Genomic DNA, 17,011 nt, shown 5'->3' with positions numbered 1-17,011 from the left:
GGCCGTCAGTCCCGCCGCGCCGCGGTGTGACCGGGGGTGTACCCGGGGGCGTCCTCGAGGAAGTGGACCGTGTCGTAGCCGAGGTGCTTGAACACCCGGTTCTGCGCCGACAGCAGCCGCAGCGGCGTGCCGTCGTGGGCGAAGAGCTGGCAGACGTGGTTCTGCGGCACGTACAGGGTGTCGCCCTTGGTGATCTCGTGCCGGGTGGGTTCGAGGGCGACGCGGGCGTAGTACTTCTCGGCGATCTCGGCCTCGACCTCCCACTGGAGGGCGTAGCCGCCGCCGTCGAGGACGTAGAGGACCTCGTCGGCCATCTTCCAGTACCTGCCGGAGCGGCCGCCCTCGGGGATGTCGAGCTCGAAGGCGTCGACGGAGAAGATGCGGGCGTCGGTGCGCTCGGGCGAGGACATCACCCGGACCCTGCCGAGCGGGGTGTCCTCCCAGACGGTGTCCGCGAGGCCGATCACCTTCTTGCGGTCCGCGACGCCCGGGGTCCAGATCCGGGACCAGTCCTCGCGGGGGCCGAACTCGGCCTCGCGCTCGACCGGACCGCTGCGGCCCTGCTGCAGCAGGCCCATGAACATCCAGGTGCTCTTGGCCTTCACGACGAGGGCGGTGGCGGTCTCGTCGTAGGGGTTGAAGTGGCGGTGGACGGAGTCGGTGTGGACGAAGACCAGGTCGTCCTCGCTCCAGTCGTACCGCTGGTCGTCGTGGATCTCGTAGCCGCGGCCCTGGAGGATGTAGAAGGCGGCCTCGTTCTGGTGGCCGTGCCCGTGGTTGCTGGACCGCGGGGGGAGTTCGACGAAGTGCACCTGGATCGTCTGGGTCAGGAACTCCTCGTCGCCGGGACCGACCCGCCACCAGGTGCGGGACTGTTCGCTGTCGCCGGAGTGGCCCACCTTCGCGTCGTCGACGACGACGGAGTCGTCGCGGACCCGCTTGACGGCGAGCTGTTGCCGGCGGAACTCGCCGAGTCCGTACGTCTGCGAGGTCAGACCGCGGACGAAGACTCGTCCCTTCTTGCCCATGGATCCTCCTGTGATGACAGCGCTCCAATGGCCTAACCATAATACCTGTGAGCCAAGCCAGACCAGTGCCCCGGCGGATCCCGCCCAGCACCCCCGGGCACACGAAAGCGCCCCGGACCCTCCCTCAGGTCCGGGGCGCTCCCCCGCCGGTGCCGCCCGTCCGGGCCGCGCGGCGGTCAGCCGTCGCCGTCCTCCTTCACGCGGGACGCCGTCCGCTCCAGGTGGGTGCGCATGATCCGGCCCGCCGCCTCCAGGTCGCGCGCCGCGACCGCCTCGACGAACTCGCGGTGCTCCTTGGAGCCCCGCCTGCCCATGGCCGGCTCGACGGACTGCGCCTCGCGCAGGCTCATCAGCAGCGGCCCGTGGAAGGACTGCACGAGCATCACGATCGCCGGGTTGTGCGTCGCGGCCGCGACCCGGATGTGGAAGGCAGCGGAGAGCTCCATGGAGTACTCGCCCCGCTTGAGGGCCTCGGCGTGCTGGTCGCACATCGCGCGGAGCTCGGCGATGTCCTCGTCCGTGGCGCGCTCGACGATCAGCGGGACGATCCCCAGCTCGAAGACCAGCCGCGCCTCGGTGACCTGGGCGGCGGTCAGCGGCGAGAGGCTCAGCAGGTCGGCGAGGCCCTCGCTCACCCGGCGCGAGGTCGGCGCGGTCACGAAGGTGCCGCCGCGGGCGCCGACGCGGATCTCGACGAGCCCGCTCGCCTCCAGGATGCGCAATGCCTCGCGCACGGTCACGCGGCTGACACCGAAGTGCACGCACAGTTCGCGTTCGCTGGGCAGCCGGTCGCCGGGCTTGAGCCGTTCCTCCTTCAGCAGGAGGCGGATCTGCTCGACGATCACCTGGGAGACACGGCTGGAGGAGACGGTCTTGAACAGGTCGTCGGGCACGGGGATCGGCCTGGCGGACGTCCCCTCGGCGGTCACGGCGTCCGGAGACTGGCTGGGTCGCGATGGCATGAGCGCATTCTCCCACGGTGAACGGCCTTGTTGACGGCTTCCCGACTAACGGATTAACGTCATACCAAAATACCAATGAACCGAGGGGGACGCCCATGACCGGGACGGACGATGAGTGAGCGGCCGGCGTCCTCCCTCGATGCGCTGCGCGAGCGGGTGGCCGAGGCGTGCCGCGTCCTGGCCGTGACCGGCCTGGTGGAGCACATCCTCGGCCACGTGAGCGCCCGCACCGGGCCGGAGACCTTCCTCGTGCGCGGCCGCGGCCCGCAGGAGCGCGGACTCGCGTTCACCGTCGTCGAGGACGTCCAGGAGGTCGGCCTCGACGGCACCGGCAAGGTCCCCGACGGCTGGACGGCGCCCGGCGAACTGCCCATCCACAGCGAGGTGATGCGGGCCCGCCGCGAGGTCACCGCCGTCGTCCACGCCCATCCGCCCGCGGTCGTCGCCGCGTCCGTCGCCGGGCTCCCCTGGCTCCCGGTCGTCGGCTCCTACGACATCCCCGCCGCACGGCTCGCCCACGACGGCATCCCCGTCTGGCCCCGCTCGGCGCTGGTGCGCCGCCGTGACCTCGCCGAGCAGATGACCGGCGCCCTCGGGGACCGACCGGTCGTGGTCCTGCGGGGGCACGGACTGGTCTCCGTCGGCACCGGCGATCCCGCCCATGCCGTCGCGGCCGCCGTCACGCAGGCCCTGGCCGTGGACGCGCTGGCGAGGACGAGCCTGGCCGTCGCCGCCACCGGCGCCCCGCTGCGGGCGATCCCCGACGAGGACCTGGCCGAACTGCCCGACCTCGGGCCGTCGTTCAACGTCTCGGCCATGTGGCGCCATCTGGCGGCACGCGCCGCCCACGAAGGACCCCCGGTGCCCCTGCGGCCCTGACGACCGGAGGATCATGCTCGTCCTCGACAACCACGTGACCGCCGCCGTGCTGACCATGCCCGACGTCGTCCGCGCGCTGGAGGACTCCTACCGGGACCTGGCCACCGGCGACGGCGTGTGCCGGCCCCGGATCGACCTCCGCCTGCCGGTCGACGACCACCGGGTCTACCAGTGGGGCACGATGGAGGGCGGCTCCGCCCGCACCGGCTACGTCGCCATCCGCATGAAGTCCGACGTGCTCCTGGAGACCGGCACCGGCGACCGCCGCACCCAGGAGAAGTACTGCGTGCGCCCGGGGCGCTTCTGCGGTCTGGTGCTGCTCCTCGACGCGCGCACCGGCGAACCGCTCGCCCTGCTCAACGACGGCCTCCTGCAGCACCTCCGGGTGGGCGCCGACTCCGCCGTCGGCGCCCGGTTCGCCGCCCGTGCGGACGCCTGCGTCCTGGGCCTGTTCGGCTCGGGCGGCATGGCGCGCAGCCACGTCGAGGCCTTCCTCACCGTGCGCCCCCTGGAGCGCGTCCAGGTGTACAGCCCGACCCGGGCCCACCGCGAGCGCTTCGCCGCCGAGATGCGCGAGCGGCACGGCCTGGACGTCGTCGCCGTCGACGGCCCCGGGGCGGTGTACGAGGGCGCGGACATCGTCGCCGGCTGCACCGACGCGGTCGGGGAGGTCGTCCACGGCCGCGAACTGCGCCCGGGCACCCACGTGACCTGCATCGGCGGCCGCCTCGACGCGCGGGCCCGCGAACGCTTCGACGTCTGGCTGCGGCTCGGCACCGCGGGCACCCCCGACGACCTCCCCGCCTGGGCCACCGAGGAGGAGTACGTGGCCTACCGGGCCCGCCCTGGCGCCCCGGTCTGGGGGCTCCACTCCCACGGGAAGGGCTCGCGCCGGCCGCCGCGGGGTGCCCGCGTGGTGCTCCTCGACGACGTCCTCACGGGCCGCGCCCACGCCCGGGACGACGACGAGCAGGTGACGTTCTCCGAGCGCGGCAACATCCAGGGCGCGCAGTTCCACGCCGTCGCGTCCGTCGTCTACGAACGCGCCCGCGAACGCGGGCTCGGCCACGAGATACCCACCGCCTGGCTGCTGCAGGACATCCGTGACTGAGGTCTTGGCCGAGGGCGGCGCGGCCGCCGGGCGGTGCTCTAGGCTCGCGCCATGTCGATCTCCTACGAGTGGCGGGGCGACTTCGACAACGCGGCCCTCAACGCCCTCCATTCGGAGGGTTTCGACGATCGGAGCCCGGATGTCGACTGGCTGTCCCGCGTCCACCGCCACAGCCTCGGATGGGTCTGCGCACGGCACGACGGCGACCTCGTCGGCTTCGTGAACGTCGCCTGGGACGGCGGCCTCCACGCGTTCATCCTGGACACGGTGGTCGCGGCGCACTCCCGCCGCTCGGGGATCGGGGCCGGACTGGTGGCCGAGGCGGCTCGGCAGGCCCGCGCGGCCGCGTGCGCATGGCTGCACGTCGACTTCGAGGACGACCTGCGGTCGTTCTACCTCGACGCCTGCGGGTTCAGGCCCACAGCCGCAGGCCTCGTCGCCCTCTGAGGTGATCCGGCCGCGGGCACGCCGCCAAGCGGTCAGTAGCCGGGGAAGAGCGCGCGCAGGTCGTCCAGGGTGACGCCGTCGCGCGCTGTCACGGCGTCCCGGGGGTGGTTCCGGCCGTAGACGAGGCGGAGCACCGCCTCGGACGGTCCGGACACCGCTCCCGAGGGTTCGGCCCCCTCGCAGGGGAGGATGTGCAGCTCGGAACCGAGGGCCAGGCACAGGGTGCGCTCGGGGTCGGTGAGTTCCACCGCGATCTGGCGCGGGCCGAGCCGGGTGAGGGTGTCCCCGTCGCGGCTGCGCGAGGCGACCATGTCGACCCGGTCCCACAGCAGCGCCACCTCGGGTGCCGGGATGGCGGCGGCCTCGTCCAGCCCCACCTCCACGTCCCAGGTGTGCACGGACTGCTCCGACAGCCAGTAGCCGGTGAAGTCCGTGAAGCCGACCGGACCGGTGAAGTACGGCACCGTCACCGACGCGCGCACCCCGGCGTCGAAGGAGTCCAGCAGCCGCAGCAAGTCGGATTCCGCCTCGTGCCACGCGTCGCGCTGCGCGACCGGCCTCAGGGGGATCCACCGCTCGTACACGTCGGTGATGTCCTCCCGGGAGGGCCTGGTGAGGTCCCCGGTGAGACCGCGGCGCACGGCCGCGGTGCACAACTCGGCCCCCGTGCCCAGGTGGACCAGCACCTGCGCGATGCTCCACCCTTCGGCGAACGAGGGCCGGAGCAGTTCCTCACCGGTGAGGCCGCCGACCGTGGCGCCCAGGCGCCGCGAGACCGTGTGCATCGCCGCGAGTCGGACGTCGGCGGTGTCCATGGACTTCCTCCTCACGAGGTCGCTCCGTACGGCCGGGAGGTCGTGCGCCCCCTTCTCCCAGGCAACCTCGCGCGTCCCCCGATCCCAAGCGGGTGGCCATGCGCGCCCCCGAAGGACGCCATAAGCAGCGCTTCTGCCGGTTCGTGGCAGGGGCGCGGACGGCATGGTGCGATGGGCGCATGGACATGCGGGAGCTGCGCGCGTACGTCGCGGTGGTCGAGGAGGGGGCGCTGTCGGCGGCGGCACGCCGGCTGCACCTGAGCCAGCCGGCCCTGTCCCAGACCATCGGCGGACTGGAACGGCACCTCGGGGTGAAGCTGCTCGTGCGCAGCAGCACCGGGGTGCGGCCGACGGACGCGGGGGCGACCCTCCTGGGGGAGGCGCGGGCCGTGATCGCCCGGCACGACCAGGCGGTGCGGGCGATGGCGCGGCACACGGGCGTGGGCGGCGGGGTGCTCCGGATCGGCATCCCGCTCGAACTGCCGACGGGACTGCTCGTCGCCCCGCTCGCGGAACTGGCCGAGGAGTTCCCGGAGACCCTGGTGCAGGCCCGGCACCTGTCCACGGCGGAGCAGCTCGCCGCGCTGCAGGCCGGGGAGCTGGACGTGGCGCTGCTGCGGGAGCGGCCCGCCGGGCCCGGGTTCGACGCCCAGCTCGTCGTCCGTGAGCGGCTGGGCGTGCTGCTCGCCGCCGAACAGGCCGCGGAGCTGGCCGGCCCGGACGGCATCGCGCTGGAGGCCCTCGCGGGCCTGCCGTGGGTGGGCTTCCCGCGTTCCGGCAGCCCCGCCTGGTACGACGAGCTGACGGCAATCCTGCGCAGTCACGGTCTCGACCTGGGCCCGGACGCCCCCGAGGGGCAGAAGCTGATCGCCGAGGTGAAGCTGGCCGCCGTCAGCGCGGGCCACGCCTTCGCGCTGGCGCCGCCGGACTGGTCGCAGCCGATCCCGGAGAACGTCGCCTGGTCGCCCCTGGTGGGCCACCCGCTGATCCGGCGGACGTGGGCGGTGTGGCCGGCCACCTCCCGGCGGCGCGACCTGGGACGGCTGATCGCCGCGTTCGAGCAGCCCACGGGGGCCTGAGGGCCGCGCGCGGGGGCACGGCCCTCAGGGTGCGGCGACGCCGCCGGCGGAGGTCAGACCGCCGTGCGCCCGCCGTCCACGGGGAGCACCACGCCGTGCACGAAGCTCGCCGCGTCGCTGGCCAGATAGGCGATGGCCTCGGCGATCTCCTCCGGTGCCGCGGGCCGCCCGGCCGGCGCCTGGGAGGCGAGAGCCGCGAGGTCCTCCCCCATCCCGGAGGTGCCCTCGGTCCGGGTCGGCCCCGGCTCCACCGCGTTCACCCGGACCCCGCGCGGTCCGTACTCGGCCGCCCACGACTTGGTGAGCAGGTTCAGGGCCGCCTTGCTGGACCCGTACAGCGCCATGCCCGCGGCGCCGTAGTCGGCGACCATGGTGCTGACGTTGACGATCGCGCCGCGGCCGCGCCCGGCCATCGCGGGCGCGAGCTCGGCGACCAGGTAGAACGGCGCCTTGACGTTGAGGGCGTAGACGGTGTCGACGTCGCTCTCCGGTGTCCGCTCCGTCGGCCCGAACGGGTAGACGCCCGCGTTGTTCACCAGGATGTCGACCCTGCCCCCGCCGAGCGCCACCGCCTCGCGGGCGAGCGCCCGGGCCGACCGGGCGTCCCCCAGGTCGCCCGCGACGAAGTCGGCCTTCCCGCCGCGCCCCCTGATCGCGGCGACCACTGCCTCACCCCGTCCGCCGTCGCGGCCGGAGACCAGTACGTGCGCGCCCCGCCCGGCGAGCGTCACCGCGGTCGCGGCGCCGATCCCGCTGGTCGCCCCGGTCACGAGGGCGACGTCGCCGCCCAGGTGTGCTGAAGTCATGTTCCAACCCTGTTCTCTTCCGAGCGCTCTGTGCGCCGTGCCGAATTCCGGATGATCACGTCGCGCACGAGGCACGTCGTGACCGCCTGGAAGAGCACGGGGAGGACACCGGCGATTCCGTAGCGCCCATCGGCGGATGCTATGACCGGCATCATCGCCGCCTACCGCACTGATTCCGCCGCCGGGCGCCGAGTTGGCCTGCGGCACGGCGTCACCACCCCACGTCGACGGAGGCCTTCAACGGCGTGCCGGTGGCGGGCGTCCGTTCCGGCGTGTGGCGCGCGGGAGCCCCGCCCGCCCAGGGTTCACAAGGTGGCGTCGAGATCCTCGGCGTAGTAGGCGACGGCCTGCCGGTAGCGTGCGATGTCCGGGTCGGAGCTGCTGTCCGCCAGCAGCGTCAGCAGGAGCCGCATGGCCTCGCGGTGTCCGCCGGTGTTGTACAGGGCCATCGCCAGGAAGGTCCGCAGCGCGCCGTCGTGGGGGAAGTCGATGAGGGCCACGCGCAACAGGCGGACGGCCTCGTCGTACCGCCCGAGGATCCGGTAGGTGCTGCCCAGGCCCAGCAGCGCGCCGCGCCGGTCGTCCTCCGACAGCCCCGTGCCGCGCAGGGCCTGCTCGTAGAAGGGCACCGCCTCCGCCTCCAGGCCCAGTACGTCGTGCGCCCACGCCGCCTGGTAGGCCACCTCCGCGTCCCCCGGGAACCGCTCCGCGAGGGCGACCAGCCGCTCCCTCGCCGCCTCCGCCTCCCCGCGCTCGCGCAGCCCCACCGCGGCCGCCAGCAGTTCGTCCCGCCCGTGATCGTTCTCGTTCATGCGCACATCCTGGCAGCCCCGCGCCGCGGCGATGCACGACCCCGGCACCCGCGACTATCCGAAGGAATACGCCCGTTGTCGACCGGTTGCTTCGCTTCGGACGCCAAGTCACCGGAAGCCCGGCTCCGGTTCGCCTCGAATGGTTTGATACCTCGCAAGACGCCGACGGGGGGCCGGAAACCCGGCACAGGCGGGCGGTTCGGCGCGCATGGTCCGCGCTCCCGGTGGGGCGGAGGGTCCCGGAACTCACCTTCCACGAAGGGCGCAGTTCCGACGCGCCGCGCACGTGCCCCGCGCGCGGCCCCGTCCCAACAGGGGGGATTCCCATGACCAAGCACGTCCGTATCGGCGTGGCCGCGTTCGCCGCGGCCTGTGCGACCGCCGTCCTCATACCGGTCCAGGCACACGCCGCCGAGTACAGCTCCGCCCTCAAGATCCGCGGGGCGCAGTACGACGCGCCCGGACGGGACTCCAACAACTGCTCCTCCGGCAACACCCGCGCGGAATACCTGACGATCAGGAACTACTCGGCCTCGGCGACGGTCAACCTCAAGGGCTACGTCGTCAAGGACGCCACGGGCAACCGCTTCGCCTTCACCGCGAACCACTACCTCCAGCCCGGCGACTACGTGAAGCTCCGCGGCGGCCACGGCACGGACTCCGACAAGAACAACGTGGCCTACCGCGCCAATTGCAACTTCATGTGGAACAACGACGGCGACACGATCTACCTCTACAAGCCCTCCGGCAGCCGCTCCGACGTCCACGCGTACACCAAGCGCGGCTCCGACGCGGACGGCGACGGCTACATCCGCTTCCACAGCTGAGGCGCGGCCACCCCGCCCCGGCTCACGCGGCCGCGGCGCCCGGTATGGGCACGGGGCGGGGGTGGTGGAGCCGCAGGCCGTCGACCCGGCCCGCGGCGTCGTGGGTCATCAGCCAGGCGACGGCGGGCGGGCAGTGCCCGGGGTTGTCCGGCGGGTTGACGATGTCCATCTCCCAGACGGTCAGCGAGCGCCCGGCGACGGCGTGCACGAGGCGCTGGCGGACCCCGGCGGTCAGGTCGGAGTCCATGCCGCGGATCAGCAGGCCCCTGCCCCCCACCCGCTCCCTCCCGCTGAACAGGCCGACCTCGGGTGACCAGCGTTCCCGCAGGAAGCCGGCGAAGTGGCCGCGTTCGGCCGCGGCCAGGGTCTCGTGGGCCTCGGTCCTGCTGGCCCTGGTGCGCCGGACGCTGTCGTCGTGGGCGCCGTCCGCGGTGTCGGCGAGTGCCTGGGCGAGCTTGGCCCGGGCCTGGCTGAGCCGGCTGCGGACGGTGCCGACGGGAAGCCCGCAGGCCGAGGCGATCTGCTCGTACGAGCTGACGCCAGTAGTGAAGTGGCGCAGTACCAGCGGCAGCCGCAGCGTCGGGGAGAGCTGCTCGATGGCCTCCCAGATCCAGTCCCGCAGCGCGGCGGACTCCAGCCACCGCTCGGGGCCGGAGTCCGCCGCGCGCAGGACGAGGTCGTCGACCGGGCTGGTGGGGACCGTGCCGCGCAGCAGGGAGCGGGCGTTGTTGCGGACGATCATCCGCAGCCACGGCCCCACCGCGGCGGGATCGCGGACGTCGCCCACGCGGCGCAGCGCCGTCAGCGAGGCGTCCTGCAGCACGTCGTCCACGTCGGGCCCCGGGCCCAGGACGCTCAGGGCGACGGCGCGCATGCCGGCCCGGTGACGCTCCAGGAGCAGACCGAGCGCCGTGACGTCACCCGCCTGCGCGGCCCGGGTGAGCGCCACGTCCTCGGCACGGGCTGCCACGGATTCGTCCAAGCCCATCGCGTCCCTTCCGGCGTTCGTCCCTCTCCAGCGGATGCTACGGCGTCACCGCGGCCACCCGGAAACGCCTCCGCACGGGAGGCCTCAGGGGCCCGCCGGGGGCAGCACGGCCGCACGGCGGCACACGACGGACCACGTGGCCTGTGCGGGAGCGGCGCCCTGCGGCAGCCGGCGGGTTCCGGAGAGGAAGGTCACCGTGCGCCGGCCCTCCAGGTGGCACCAGACGGACATCTCCGACAGGCCCCCGGCCACGGGCTGCTCGTAGAAGTACCACCGGGTGGTGACGTGCCGGTCGTCGCCGAGGAAGGGCTGCTGGAGGAAGCGCTGGGCGCCCGGTGGCAGGTTGCCGAGGAAGTCCCGGGCCTCCCGGGTGAGCTCGGGTTCGGCGCCCTGGGCGCCCTCGGCGTCGGCTGCCGCGGGGGAGTGCGTGGGCGCCGCCCGTCCTGAGAGCAGCGAGGCGGCGGCCCCCAGACCTGCGGCGCGTGCCGTGGGAGTCGCCGGGCCGCTCCGGAAGGGCCGGGTGACGAAGGAGTCCGGGTCGAGCCGGAGGGTGCGCACCGAGGAACCCGGGCCGTCGGCGGGTTCTGCCACGCCGAGGCCGTCGGTGCCGAGCACCACGGCCTGGACCCCGCCGCCGGCCGCCGCGTGCGCCCACCACTCAAGGACGGTGCCCGTGCCGTGCGTCATGCGCGCGCGGACGTATTCGGGCAGCAGGGCCCAGTAGTGGTGCCGGTCGGGACCCGGGGAGACGCTGAGATCACCGGGCCGGTGCAGCCGTCCCCGCGGCGCTCCGGCCGCCCCGCCCGGACCGCGTGAGAGCGGTCCGCCCGGCCCTCGCGTCATCCCGTCCATCGGTCTCCCTCCCCCAACCGGCCGACGTTCCAGCCTAGTCGGCCTCGCGGACCTCCTCCACGTACCGCAGCAGGGCCCGCATCCGGTCCGGGGGCCACGGCAGGTTCCGCGCGAGTTCCTCCCCGCGCTCGTCCCACAGCTTCCGCGCGGCGGCCCTGGTCGCCTCGCCGTCCTCCCCCGCGGCGTGGAAGCCGCTCCCCACGGCGTCCCAGCGGCCGACCAGGGCCCTGACCTCCGGGTCGTCGGCGTGGGTGCCCGCCTCGACGTGCGACAGCAGCGCCTCCACGAGCCCGGTCCACTCGGTCCTCGCGGCCTCGACGCCCTCCGGGCCGATCTCGGCCCGTCGCGCGGCCAGTTGCTCCCGCTGCCCGGCGGTGAAGTGGGTCTCGAACACGGACATCAACTCCAAGGTCGTCATGAACTGTTCGGGATCGGGCATCGACGTCTCCTCGATCCGCCCGAGGAGCCCGCGGAGCTGCGCGGTGAGCTGCCGGATCCGCCCGGCATGCGCCTCCAGCGCGGTCAGCTGGGCGGTCAGCAGGTCGCGCATCGACCCCAGGTCCTCCCCGCTGTCCGCGAGGACGCGCTGGATCTCGTCCAGCGGCAGCCCGAGCGCGCGCAGTGCCCGCACCCGGTAGAGCCGGCGCACGTCCCGCTCGGTGTAGCGGCGGTGTCCGGCGGCGGTGCGTGCACTCGCCCCGAGCAGGCCGATCTCGTCGTAGTGGCGCAGCGTGCGGATGGTCGTGCCGGTGGCGCGGGCCACCTCGCCGATGCTCCACAGACGCCGGTCGTCGTCGTTCCCGATCACGCCGACCACGCTATGACCTCCCGTTACGGCCGGTTCAAGCCCGCCGCGCGGGCTCTGGCAGGATGAGGCGGTGTTCGACTTCGCCGGCGAGCAGTTCGAGGTCAACCACTCCGGTCGACTGGTTCGATCAGGAACGGGCCCGGCCGTCAGGGGCGTTCGGGTTTCTCCGCGAGGAACGTGGCGACGGCGCGCTTCGCGCCCGCGCCGGGCTCCTGCACCAGGCGTGCCGTGACGGTGAGACCGGCCTCCTCGATCAGAGCGGCGATCCGCGGGGCGGGCAGCATGTGGAGCCCGTACGAGACCGGGTGGCCGCCGTACGCGTGCTCCGGGCGCAGGTGCTCGTCCTCGCCCACCCAGCCGGCGAGCATCAGGTGGCCACCGGGTGCCAGGACGCGGCGGAACTCGGCGAAGACGACGGGCAGCAGTTCGGGCGGCGTGTGGTGGGTGGAGTAGTACGCGAGGACGCCGCCCAGTTCGCCGTCGCCGATGTCGAGCGCGGTCATGGACCCCACGGTGAAGCGCAGGTGCGGGTGGGCCCGCCGGGCCAGCTCGACCATGCGTGGCGACAGGTCGACCCCGTACGCGGGCACCCCCTGTCCGGCGAGGTGCGCCGTCACGTACCCGGGGCCGCATCCCAGGTCCGCCAGTGGGCCCCGGCCGGCCGTGCGCACGGTCTCGGCGAAGGCGGCCAGCATGGCGCGGGAGAGCGGGTCGAGTCCGTCCGGGGTGCTGACCTGTGCGGCGTAGTCGGCGGCGACGGTGTCGTACGACTCCCGGACCGCGGCGAGGTAGGCGTCTTCGGGCACCGGGCGAGCCTACCCACGGCGGGGATCAGCACAGCACCCGGAGTGCTCCCGGGCGGATCCGCGCGGTGACCGGGAGGGCGGCCTCCACCTCGCCGTCCGCGCCGTACGGGACCGCGCGGTCGGCCTCGATGCGGATCTCCTTGCCGCGCACGATCTCGACCTCGGGGCGCTCGACGTGCGCACCGGTCTTGAGCTCGTTCATCAGCGTGAAGAAGAGCCGGCGCGGCGCGTCGTGGATCATGACGACGTCGAGCAGCCCGTCGTCGACCCGGGCACCGGGCGCGATGGCCCGGCCGGAGCCGTAGTAACCGGAGTTGGCGGCGACGACGGTGTAGCCGCGGCGTTCGTGGACGACGCCGTCGACGGTGACGCGGTAGGCGGCGGCGCGCCAGCCGGCCACCGCGCGCAGCCCGCCGGCGTAGTAGGAGGCCGGACCGCGCAGCAGCCGGGCGGTGTTGGCGTGGTGGTTGGCGACCGCGTCGACGCCTGCGTAGACGCTGCCGAGGACGACGGTCCGGTCGTGGACGGCCGACTCGACCTCGATGGTGTCGACGGCGCGCGGCTCGTCGCGGAGCAGGATCCGGGCGAGTTCGGCGGGCCCGGAGGGCAGGCCGAGGGCGCGCGCGAAGTCGTTGCCCCGGCCTGCGGGGACGAGGCCGAGGACGGTGCCGGTCCCGCTGAGGGCGCCGCCGATGCCGCCCACGATGCCGTCGCCGCCGACGGCGAGGACGACGCGGCCGCGCTCGCCGGCCCGGCGCGCCAGGTCCTGGGCGTGCCGGAGGCTGTCGCTGTACGCGGTCTCCAGCTCCGCGCCCGCCTCCCGCAGCAGTTTCGCCAGCGGGAGGAGGGCTGCCGCCCCGGTGGAGCCCCCGGCGGTGGGGTTGACGACGGCCGTGAACTGTCGCATGGGTGTGCCTCCGGGGGCGGCGGGCGGGGTCAGCGGGTGGGCAGCAGGATGCCGGGGTTGAGGAGCCCGTCGGGGTCGAGCGCGTCCTTGACGGCGCGCAGGGCCTCGATGCCGAGCGGACCCGCTTCGCGGACGTACCAGTCGCGGTGGTCGGTGCCCACGCCGTGGTGGTGGGTGATGGTGCCGCCCGCGGCGAGGACGGCCTCGTTGGCGGCCTCCTTGGCGGGGGTCCAGTGCGCCACGGGGTCCTCGCCCTGCGCCGAGACGACGGTGAAGTAGAGCGAGGCGCCGTTCTCGTAGACGTGGGAGATGTGGCACATCACCAGCGGCGGGGTGCCGGCCGCGGCCAGCGTCGCGGTGAGCGCCTCGCGCACGGATTCGTACAGCTCGGGGATCCGGGACCAGAAGGTGGCGGTCTCCAGGGTCTCGGCGAAGGCGCCCGCGTCGAGCAGCGAGTCCCGCAGGTAGGGGGCGGAGTACCGGCCGTGGGCCCAGCGCTCGCCGGGCTCCTCGCCCAGGTACGCGCCGCCGCACTCGCGCAGTACGGCCGCGGCCTGCTCCCGGCGCAGGGCGGTGTCCTCCGCTGTGCCCTCGTAACCGGCGATCGCCGTGCAGCCCGCGGACGCGGCCCCGTCCGAGCCGATCGCGTCGGGCTGGGCGAGGCCGACCATCGTCTCGGTCTCGTCGGACAGCCGCAGCACCGTGGGGCGGGGGCCGTCCTGGGCGAGCCGGCGCAGGGCCGCGGCGCCCTCGGCGAAGGAGGCGAAGCGCCAGCCCTCGTAGACCTTGACCTGGGGAAGCGGGCGGATCCGCACCGTCACGGAGGTGATGACGCCCAGCGCGCCCTCGGAGCCGAGGATCAGCTGGCGCAGGTCGGGGCCGGCCGCGGAGCGGGGGGCCCGGCCGGCGTCGAGGGTGCCCTGCGGGGTGGCGACGGTCAGACCCAGCACCATCTCGTCGAAGCGGCCGTAGCCCGCGGAGGCCTGGCCGCTGGAGCGGGCGGCGGCGAATCCGCCGATGGTGGCCCACTCGTAGGACTGTGGGAAGTGGCCCAGGGTGAAGCCCTGTTCGGCCAGGAGCGCCTCGGCCTCGGGGGCGCGCAGCCCCGGCTGCAGGATCGCGGTCCGCGAGACGGGGTCCAGCGACAGCAGACGGTTCATGCGGCGCAGGTCCAGGGCGACGAAGGGGCGCCGCCCCTGCGGGGCGAGGCCTCCGACGACGGAGGTGCCGCCGCCGAAGGGGACGACGGCGAGGCCGTGTTCGGCGCAGACGGCGAGGACGGCCAGGACCTCGTCGTGGCCGGCGGGCAGCACGACGGCCGCCGGGGTGTCGTCGACGTCGCCGCCGCGGATGCGCAGCAGGTCGGGGGTGGACTTGCCGCGCGTGTGGCGGATCCGGGTCTCGGCGTCCGTGCGCACGTGGACCGGGTCGCCCACGCAGTCGGCGAGGTCCTGCCGGGCCTCGTCGGTGAGGGGGGACCCGGGTACGGCGATGTCCTGCAGGGCGGCGGGTTCCGCGCCGCGGGGTTTGACGCCCAGCAGATCGCGCAGCAGGCCGATCACGGTGTCGGGCAGCGGGGCCGCTTTGGCCGGGTCGCCCCAGCCGCTCCACAACATGTCCACGGGCTCGTCCTCACCGGTCGTTTCTGGGGGTGCCGTCTCCTGCGTCCCCCCACAGGGCGTTACACTGTGACACATGGCGCCTATTCGTCACAACACCTCGGACAGCGATCCGGTGCTCGACGCGGTCCGCGACTGCGTCCTGGCCGTCGGCGTCCGCCGCACGACCCTGACCGACGTGGCCCGCCGGGCCGGCGTGTCCCGCATGACGCTCTACCGGCGGTGGCCCGACGTGCGCACGCTCGTCGGCGACCTGATGACCCGTGAGTGGGTCTCGGTCGCGGTGGACGCGATGCCCGAGCGGCACGAGGGCACCAGCATCCGGACGTACATGGTCGAGGGGCTGGTGGCGGGAGTGCGTGCCTTCCGCCGCCACCCGCTGTTCGTCAAGATCCTCGACGTCGACCCCGAACTGCTCCTCCCCTATGTGCTGGACCGCCGCGGCGCCAGCCAGGACGCACTGCTGGAACGGATCGCCGCCGCCCTGGAGGAGGGCCACGCCGACGGCTCGGTCCGCGCCGGCCACGTCACCCGGCAGGCCCGTTCCGTGCTGCTGGTCGTCCAGTCGTTCACGCTCTCGTTGCGCACCATGACCGACGAGGACGACCCCGACCTGACCTCCGCGGCCTTCCTCGGGGAGCTGCGGGACATCCTGGAGAGGACCCTCGCCCCATGAGCCCCATGAGCCCCATGAGCCCCATGAGTCCCGTGAGCAGCCCGGCCCCCTCCCCCGTATCCTCGCTCAGCGCCGCGCGGCGCGCCCGCGAGCTGGCGGAACTGGCCGCCGGCGAGCAGGTGGACGTCCTGGTCGTCGGCCTCGGCGCCACCGGCGCGGGCGCGGCCCTCGACGCGGCGTCCCGCGGGCTGTCGGTCGCCGCGATCGACGCCCACGACCTGGCCTTCGGCACCTCCCGGTGGAGCTCCAAGCTGATCCACGGCGGCCTGCGCTACCTGGCTTCCGGCCAGTTGGACGTCGCGTACGAGAGCGCGGTGGAGCGCGGCGTGCTGATGGAGCGCACCGCCCCCCACCTCGTCCGCGCCCAGCCCTTCGTGCTGCCGCTGACCCCGCTGGTCTCGCGCGGGCAGGCCGCACTGGCCTGGTCCGGTTTCCGGGCCGGCGACGCGCTGCGCCTGTCGGCGCGGACGGCGCGGGCCACGCTCCCGGCGCCGCGCCGGCTGTCCGCGGTGGAGACCCGGCACCTCGCCCCCGCCCTGCGCACCGCGGGGCTGCGCGGCGGCCTGCTGTCCTGGGACGGCCAACTCGCGGACGACGCCCGCCTGGTGACCGCGATCGCCCGGACCGCCGCGGTGCACGGGGCGCGGATCCTGACACGGGTGCGCGCGGTCTCGCTCAGCGGCTCGGGCGCCGTCGTACGCGACGAGCTGACCGGCGAGGAGCACACGGTCCGGGCCCGCGCGGTGGTCAACGCCTCCGGCGTGTGGGCGGGCGGCCTGGTCGACGGCGTACGGCTGCGTCCGTCCCGGGGCACGCACCTGGTCCTGCGCTCGGAGGGCCTCGGCGGCCTGCCCGCGGGCCTGCACATACCGATCCCCGGGGAGTCCAACCGGTTCGTGCTCGTCCTGCCGCAGGGCGACGGCCGGGTGTACGTGGGACTCACCGACGAGCCGGTCGACGGAGCCGTCCCCGACGTGCCGGAGGTGCCCGAGACGGACATCGGCTTCCTGCTCGACGTGCTCGGCACGGCGCTCGACGTCCCCGTCCACCGCGACGACGTGGTGGGGGCGTTCGCCGGGCTGCGCCCGCTGCTCGACACCTCCGCCGACGGCTCGGGCCGTACCGCCGACATCTCGCGCAAGCACGCGGTGCTCACCTCCGCCGAGGGCGTGGTGACCGTCGTCGGCGGCAAGCTCACGACCTACCGCCGCATGGCCCAGGACGCCGTCGACGCGGCCGTCACGGCCCGCGGGCTCGGCGCCGCTCCCTGCCGCACCACGTCGCTGCCGCTCGTGGGCGCCGCGGCGCCGCACGTGCTCACCGGTCTGCGGGCCCCGCGCCGCCTGGTGCAGCGCTACGGCACCGAGGCCCCCGCCGTGCACGCCCTCGGGGCCGCCGATCCCGCCCTGCGGGAGCCGGTCGTGCCCGGTCACCCCGTCACGCGCGCGGAGCTGGTGTGGGCCGTGCGCCACGAGGGGGCGCTCGACACCGGCGACCTCCTCGACCGGCGCACCCGCGTGGGCCTCGTACCGGCCGACCGTGAGACGGCCCTGAAGGCGGCGGAGGAGGCACTGGCCGGGGCGTGAACC

General features: G+C 74.2%; 18 protein-coding genes. 7 read left to right on the top strand and 11 right to left on the bottom strand.

Going from position 1 to position 17,011, the window contains the following annotated elements:
* Positions 1 to 5: 5 nt before the first annotated feature.
* The gene (locus OG937_42180; GenBank protein WUD77855.1) at positions 6 to 1,028 is read right to left on the bottom strand and encodes a cupin domain-containing protein; all 1,023 of its coding nucleotides are present in this window, start codon (positions 1,026 to 1,028) and stop codon (positions 6 to 8) included.
* A 176-nt stretch (positions 1,029 to 1,204) separates the two neighbouring features.
* Positions 1,205 to 1,990 carry a FadR family transcriptional regulator gene (locus OG937_42175; protein WUD77854.1) on the bottom strand — a complete coding sequence of 262 codons (786 nt, stop codon included), beginning with the start codon at positions 1,988 to 1,990 and terminating at the stop codon, positions 1,205 to 1,207.
* A gap of 111 nt (positions 1,991 to 2,101) precedes the next feature.
* On the opposite strand from OG937_42175, the gene OG937_42170 reads away from it, so the two are divergent.
* Genes OG937_42170 through OG937_42160 form a run of 3 tightly spaced genes read left to right on the top strand, consistent with a single transcriptional unit; the run spans position 2,102 to position 4,427 of the window.
* Positions 2,102 to 2,869, top strand: coding sequence for a class II aldolase/adducin family protein (locus OG937_42170; GenBank protein ID WUD77853.1), 768 nt, complete (start codon positions 2,102 to 2,104; stop codon positions 2,867 to 2,869).
* 13 nt (positions 2,870 to 2,882) lie between these two features.
* The gene (locus OG937_42165) at positions 2,883 to 3,980 is read left to right on the top strand and encodes a hypothetical protein (protein ID WUD77852.1); all 1,098 of its coding nucleotides are present in this window, start codon (positions 2,883 to 2,885) and stop codon (positions 3,978 to 3,980) included.
* Positions 3,981 to 4,031: 51 nt separating this feature from the next.
* On the top strand, positions 4,032 to 4,427 hold the full coding sequence (locus tag OG937_42160; GenBank protein ID WUD77851.1) for a GNAT family N-acetyltransferase: 396 nt from the start codon (positions 4,032 to 4,034) through the stop codon (positions 4,425 to 4,427).
* Positions 4,428 to 4,459: 32 nt separating this feature from the next.
* On the opposite strand, the gene OG937_42155 is transcribed toward OG937_42160, so the two are convergent.
* Positions 4,460 to 5,242, bottom strand: coding sequence for a maleylpyruvate isomerase N-terminal domain-containing protein (locus tag OG937_42155; GenBank protein WUD77850.1), 783 nt, complete (start codon positions 5,240 to 5,242; stop codon positions 4,460 to 4,462).
* A gap of 179 nt (positions 5,243 to 5,421) precedes the next feature.
* On the opposite strand from OG937_42155, the gene OG937_42150 reads away from it, so the two are divergent.
* Positions 5,422 to 6,321 (top strand): LysR family transcriptional regulator, encoded by a 900-nt coding sequence (locus OG937_42150; protein WUD77849.1) that lies wholly within the window; start codon positions 5,422 to 5,424, stop codon positions 6,319 to 6,321.
* A gap of 53 nt (positions 6,322 to 6,374) precedes the next feature.
* Here the strand turns inward: OG937_42150 and OG937_42145 are convergent, their stop codons facing one another.
* On the bottom strand, positions 6,375 to 7,127 hold the full coding sequence (locus OG937_42145; protein ID WUD77848.1) for an SDR family oxidoreductase: 753 nt from the start codon (positions 7,125 to 7,127) through the stop codon (positions 6,375 to 6,377).
* A gap of 305 nt (positions 7,128 to 7,432) precedes the next feature.
* Entirely contained in the window at positions 7,433 to 7,939 is a 507-nt protein-coding gene (locus OG937_42140; protein WUD77847.1) for a tetratricopeptide repeat protein, read from the bottom strand.
* Between the two features lie 326 nt (positions 7,940 to 8,265).
* Here OG937_42140 and OG937_42135 point away from each other — a divergent pair, with 326 nt between their 5' ends.
* On the top strand, positions 8,266 to 8,766 hold the full coding sequence (locus tag OG937_42135) for a lamin tail domain-containing protein (GenBank protein WUD77846.1): 501 nt from the start codon (positions 8,266 to 8,268) through the stop codon (positions 8,764 to 8,766).
* 22 nt (positions 8,767 to 8,788) lie between these two features.
* On the opposite strand, the gene OG937_42130 is transcribed toward OG937_42135, so the two are convergent.
* From OG937_42130 to OG937_42105, 6 genes are all read right to left on the bottom strand, one after another.
* Positions 8,789 to 9,754 carry a sigma-70 family RNA polymerase sigma factor gene (locus OG937_42130; protein ID WUD77845.1) on the bottom strand — a complete coding sequence of 322 codons (966 nt, stop codon included), beginning with the start codon at positions 9,752 to 9,754 and terminating at the stop codon, positions 8,789 to 8,791.
* 84 nt (positions 9,755 to 9,838) lie between these two features.
* Positions 9,839 to 10,606: a hypothetical protein gene (locus OG937_42125; GenBank protein ID WUD77844.1), complete on the bottom strand. Its 768-nt coding sequence runs from the start codon at positions 10,604 to 10,606 to the stop codon at positions 9,839 to 9,841.
* A gap of 34 nt (positions 10,607 to 10,640) precedes the next feature.
* The gene (locus OG937_42120) at positions 10,641 to 11,414 is read right to left on the bottom strand and encodes a MerR family transcriptional regulator (GenBank protein ID WUD77843.1); all 774 of its coding nucleotides are present in this window, start codon (positions 11,412 to 11,414) and stop codon (positions 10,641 to 10,643) included.
* 146 nt (positions 11,415 to 11,560) lie between these two features.
* Complete coding sequence (locus OG937_42115) at positions 11,561 to 12,220, bottom strand: class I SAM-dependent methyltransferase (protein WUD77842.1); 660 nt, start codon at positions 12,218 to 12,220, stop codon at positions 11,561 to 11,563.
* Between the two features lie 25 nt (positions 12,221 to 12,245).
* Positions 12,246 to 13,127: a diacylglycerol kinase family protein gene (locus tag OG937_42110; protein WUD77841.1), complete on the bottom strand. Its 882-nt coding sequence runs from the start codon at positions 13,125 to 13,127 to the stop codon at positions 12,246 to 12,248.
* A gap of 29 nt (positions 13,128 to 13,156) precedes the next feature.
* A complete protein-coding gene (locus tag OG937_42105) occupies positions 13,157 to 14,749 on the bottom strand; it encodes an FAD-binding oxidoreductase (GenBank protein ID WUD77840.1) in 1,593 nt (530 codons plus the stop codon).
* 73 nt (positions 14,750 to 14,822) lie between these two features.
* On the opposite strand from OG937_42105, the gene OG937_42100 reads away from it, so the two are divergent.
* Together OG937_42100 and OG937_42095 are read left to right on the top strand one after the other, a co-directional pair.
* On the top strand, positions 14,823 to 15,422 hold the full coding sequence (locus OG937_42100; protein WUD77839.1) for a TetR/AcrR family transcriptional regulator: 600 nt from the start codon (positions 14,823 to 14,825) through the stop codon (positions 15,420 to 15,422).
* Between the two features lie 23 nt (positions 15,423 to 15,445).
* Positions 15,446 to 17,008 (top strand): glycerol-3-phosphate dehydrogenase/oxidase, encoded by a 1,563-nt coding sequence (locus tag OG937_42095; protein ID WUD79052.1) that lies wholly within the window; start codon positions 15,446 to 15,448, stop codon positions 17,006 to 17,008.
* Positions 17,009 to 17,011: the final 3 nt, after the last annotated feature.

This window comes from Streptomyces sp. NBC_00510, from assembly GCA_036013505.1.
Taxonomy (GTDB): domain Bacteria; phylum Actinomycetota; class Actinomycetes; order Streptomycetales; family Streptomycetaceae; genus Actinacidiphila.
This window is presented reverse-complemented; position numbering and strand designations above follow the sequence as displayed.

What these genes read in the sequence shown, in the direction of transcription:
- OG937_42145 (WUD77848.1), bottom strand. Translation starts at nt 7,127, where the DNA reads ATGACTTCAGCACACCTGGGCGGCGACGTCGCCCTCGTGACCGGGGCG.
- OG937_42160 (WUD77851.1), top strand. Translation starts at nt 4,032, where the DNA reads ATGTCGATCTCCTACGAGTGGCGGGGCGACTTCGACAACGCGGCCCTC.
- OG937_42125 (WUD77844.1), bottom strand. Translation starts at nt 10,606, where the DNA reads ATGGACGGGATGACGCGAGGGCCGGGCGGACCGCTCTCACGCGGTCCG.
- OG937_42150 (WUD77849.1), top strand. Translation starts at nt 5,422, where the DNA reads ATGGACATGCGGGAGCTGCGCGCGTACGTCGCGGTGGTCGAGGAGGGG.
- OG937_42140 (WUD77847.1), bottom strand. Translation starts at nt 7,939, where the DNA reads ATGAACGAGAACGATCACGGGCGGGACGAACTGCTGGCGGCCGCGGTG.
- OG937_42175 (WUD77854.1), bottom strand. Translation starts at nt 1,990, where the DNA reads ATGCCATCGCGACCCAGCCAGTCTCCGGACGCCGTGACCGCCGAGGGG.
- OG937_42170 (WUD77853.1), top strand. Translation starts at nt 2,102, where the DNA reads ATGAGTGAGCGGCCGGCGTCCTCCCTCGATGCGCTGCGCGAGCGGGTG.
- OG937_42135 (WUD77846.1), top strand. Translation starts at nt 8,266, where the DNA reads ATGACCAAGCACGTCCGTATCGGCGTGGCCGCGTTCGCCGCGGCCTGT.
- OG937_42165 (WUD77852.1), top strand. Translation starts at nt 2,883, where the DNA reads ATGCTCGTCCTCGACAACCACGTGACCGCCGCCGTGCTGACCATGCCC.
- OG937_42130 (WUD77845.1), bottom strand. Translation starts at nt 9,754, where the DNA reads ATGGGCTTGGACGAATCCGTGGCAGCCCGTGCCGAGGACGTGGCGCTC.
- OG937_42155 (WUD77850.1), bottom strand. Translation starts at nt 5,242, where the DNA reads ATGGACACCGCCGACGTCCGACTCGCGGCGATGCACACGGTCTCGCGG.
- OG937_42180 (WUD77855.1), bottom strand. Translation starts at nt 1,028, where the DNA reads ATGGGCAAGAAGGGACGAGTCTTCGTCCGCGGTCTGACCTCGCAGACG.
- OG937_42110 (WUD77841.1), bottom strand. Translation starts at nt 13,127, where the DNA reads ATGCGACAGTTCACGGCCGTCGTCAACCCCACCGCCGGGGGCTCCACC.
- OG937_42095 (WUD79052.1), top strand. Translation starts at nt 15,446, where the DNA reads ATGAGTCCCGTGAGCAGCCCGGCCCCCTCCCCCGTATCCTCGCTCAGC.
- OG937_42100 (WUD77839.1), top strand. Translation starts at nt 14,823, where the DNA reads ATGGCGCCTATTCGTCACAACACCTCGGACAGCGATCCGGTGCTCGAC.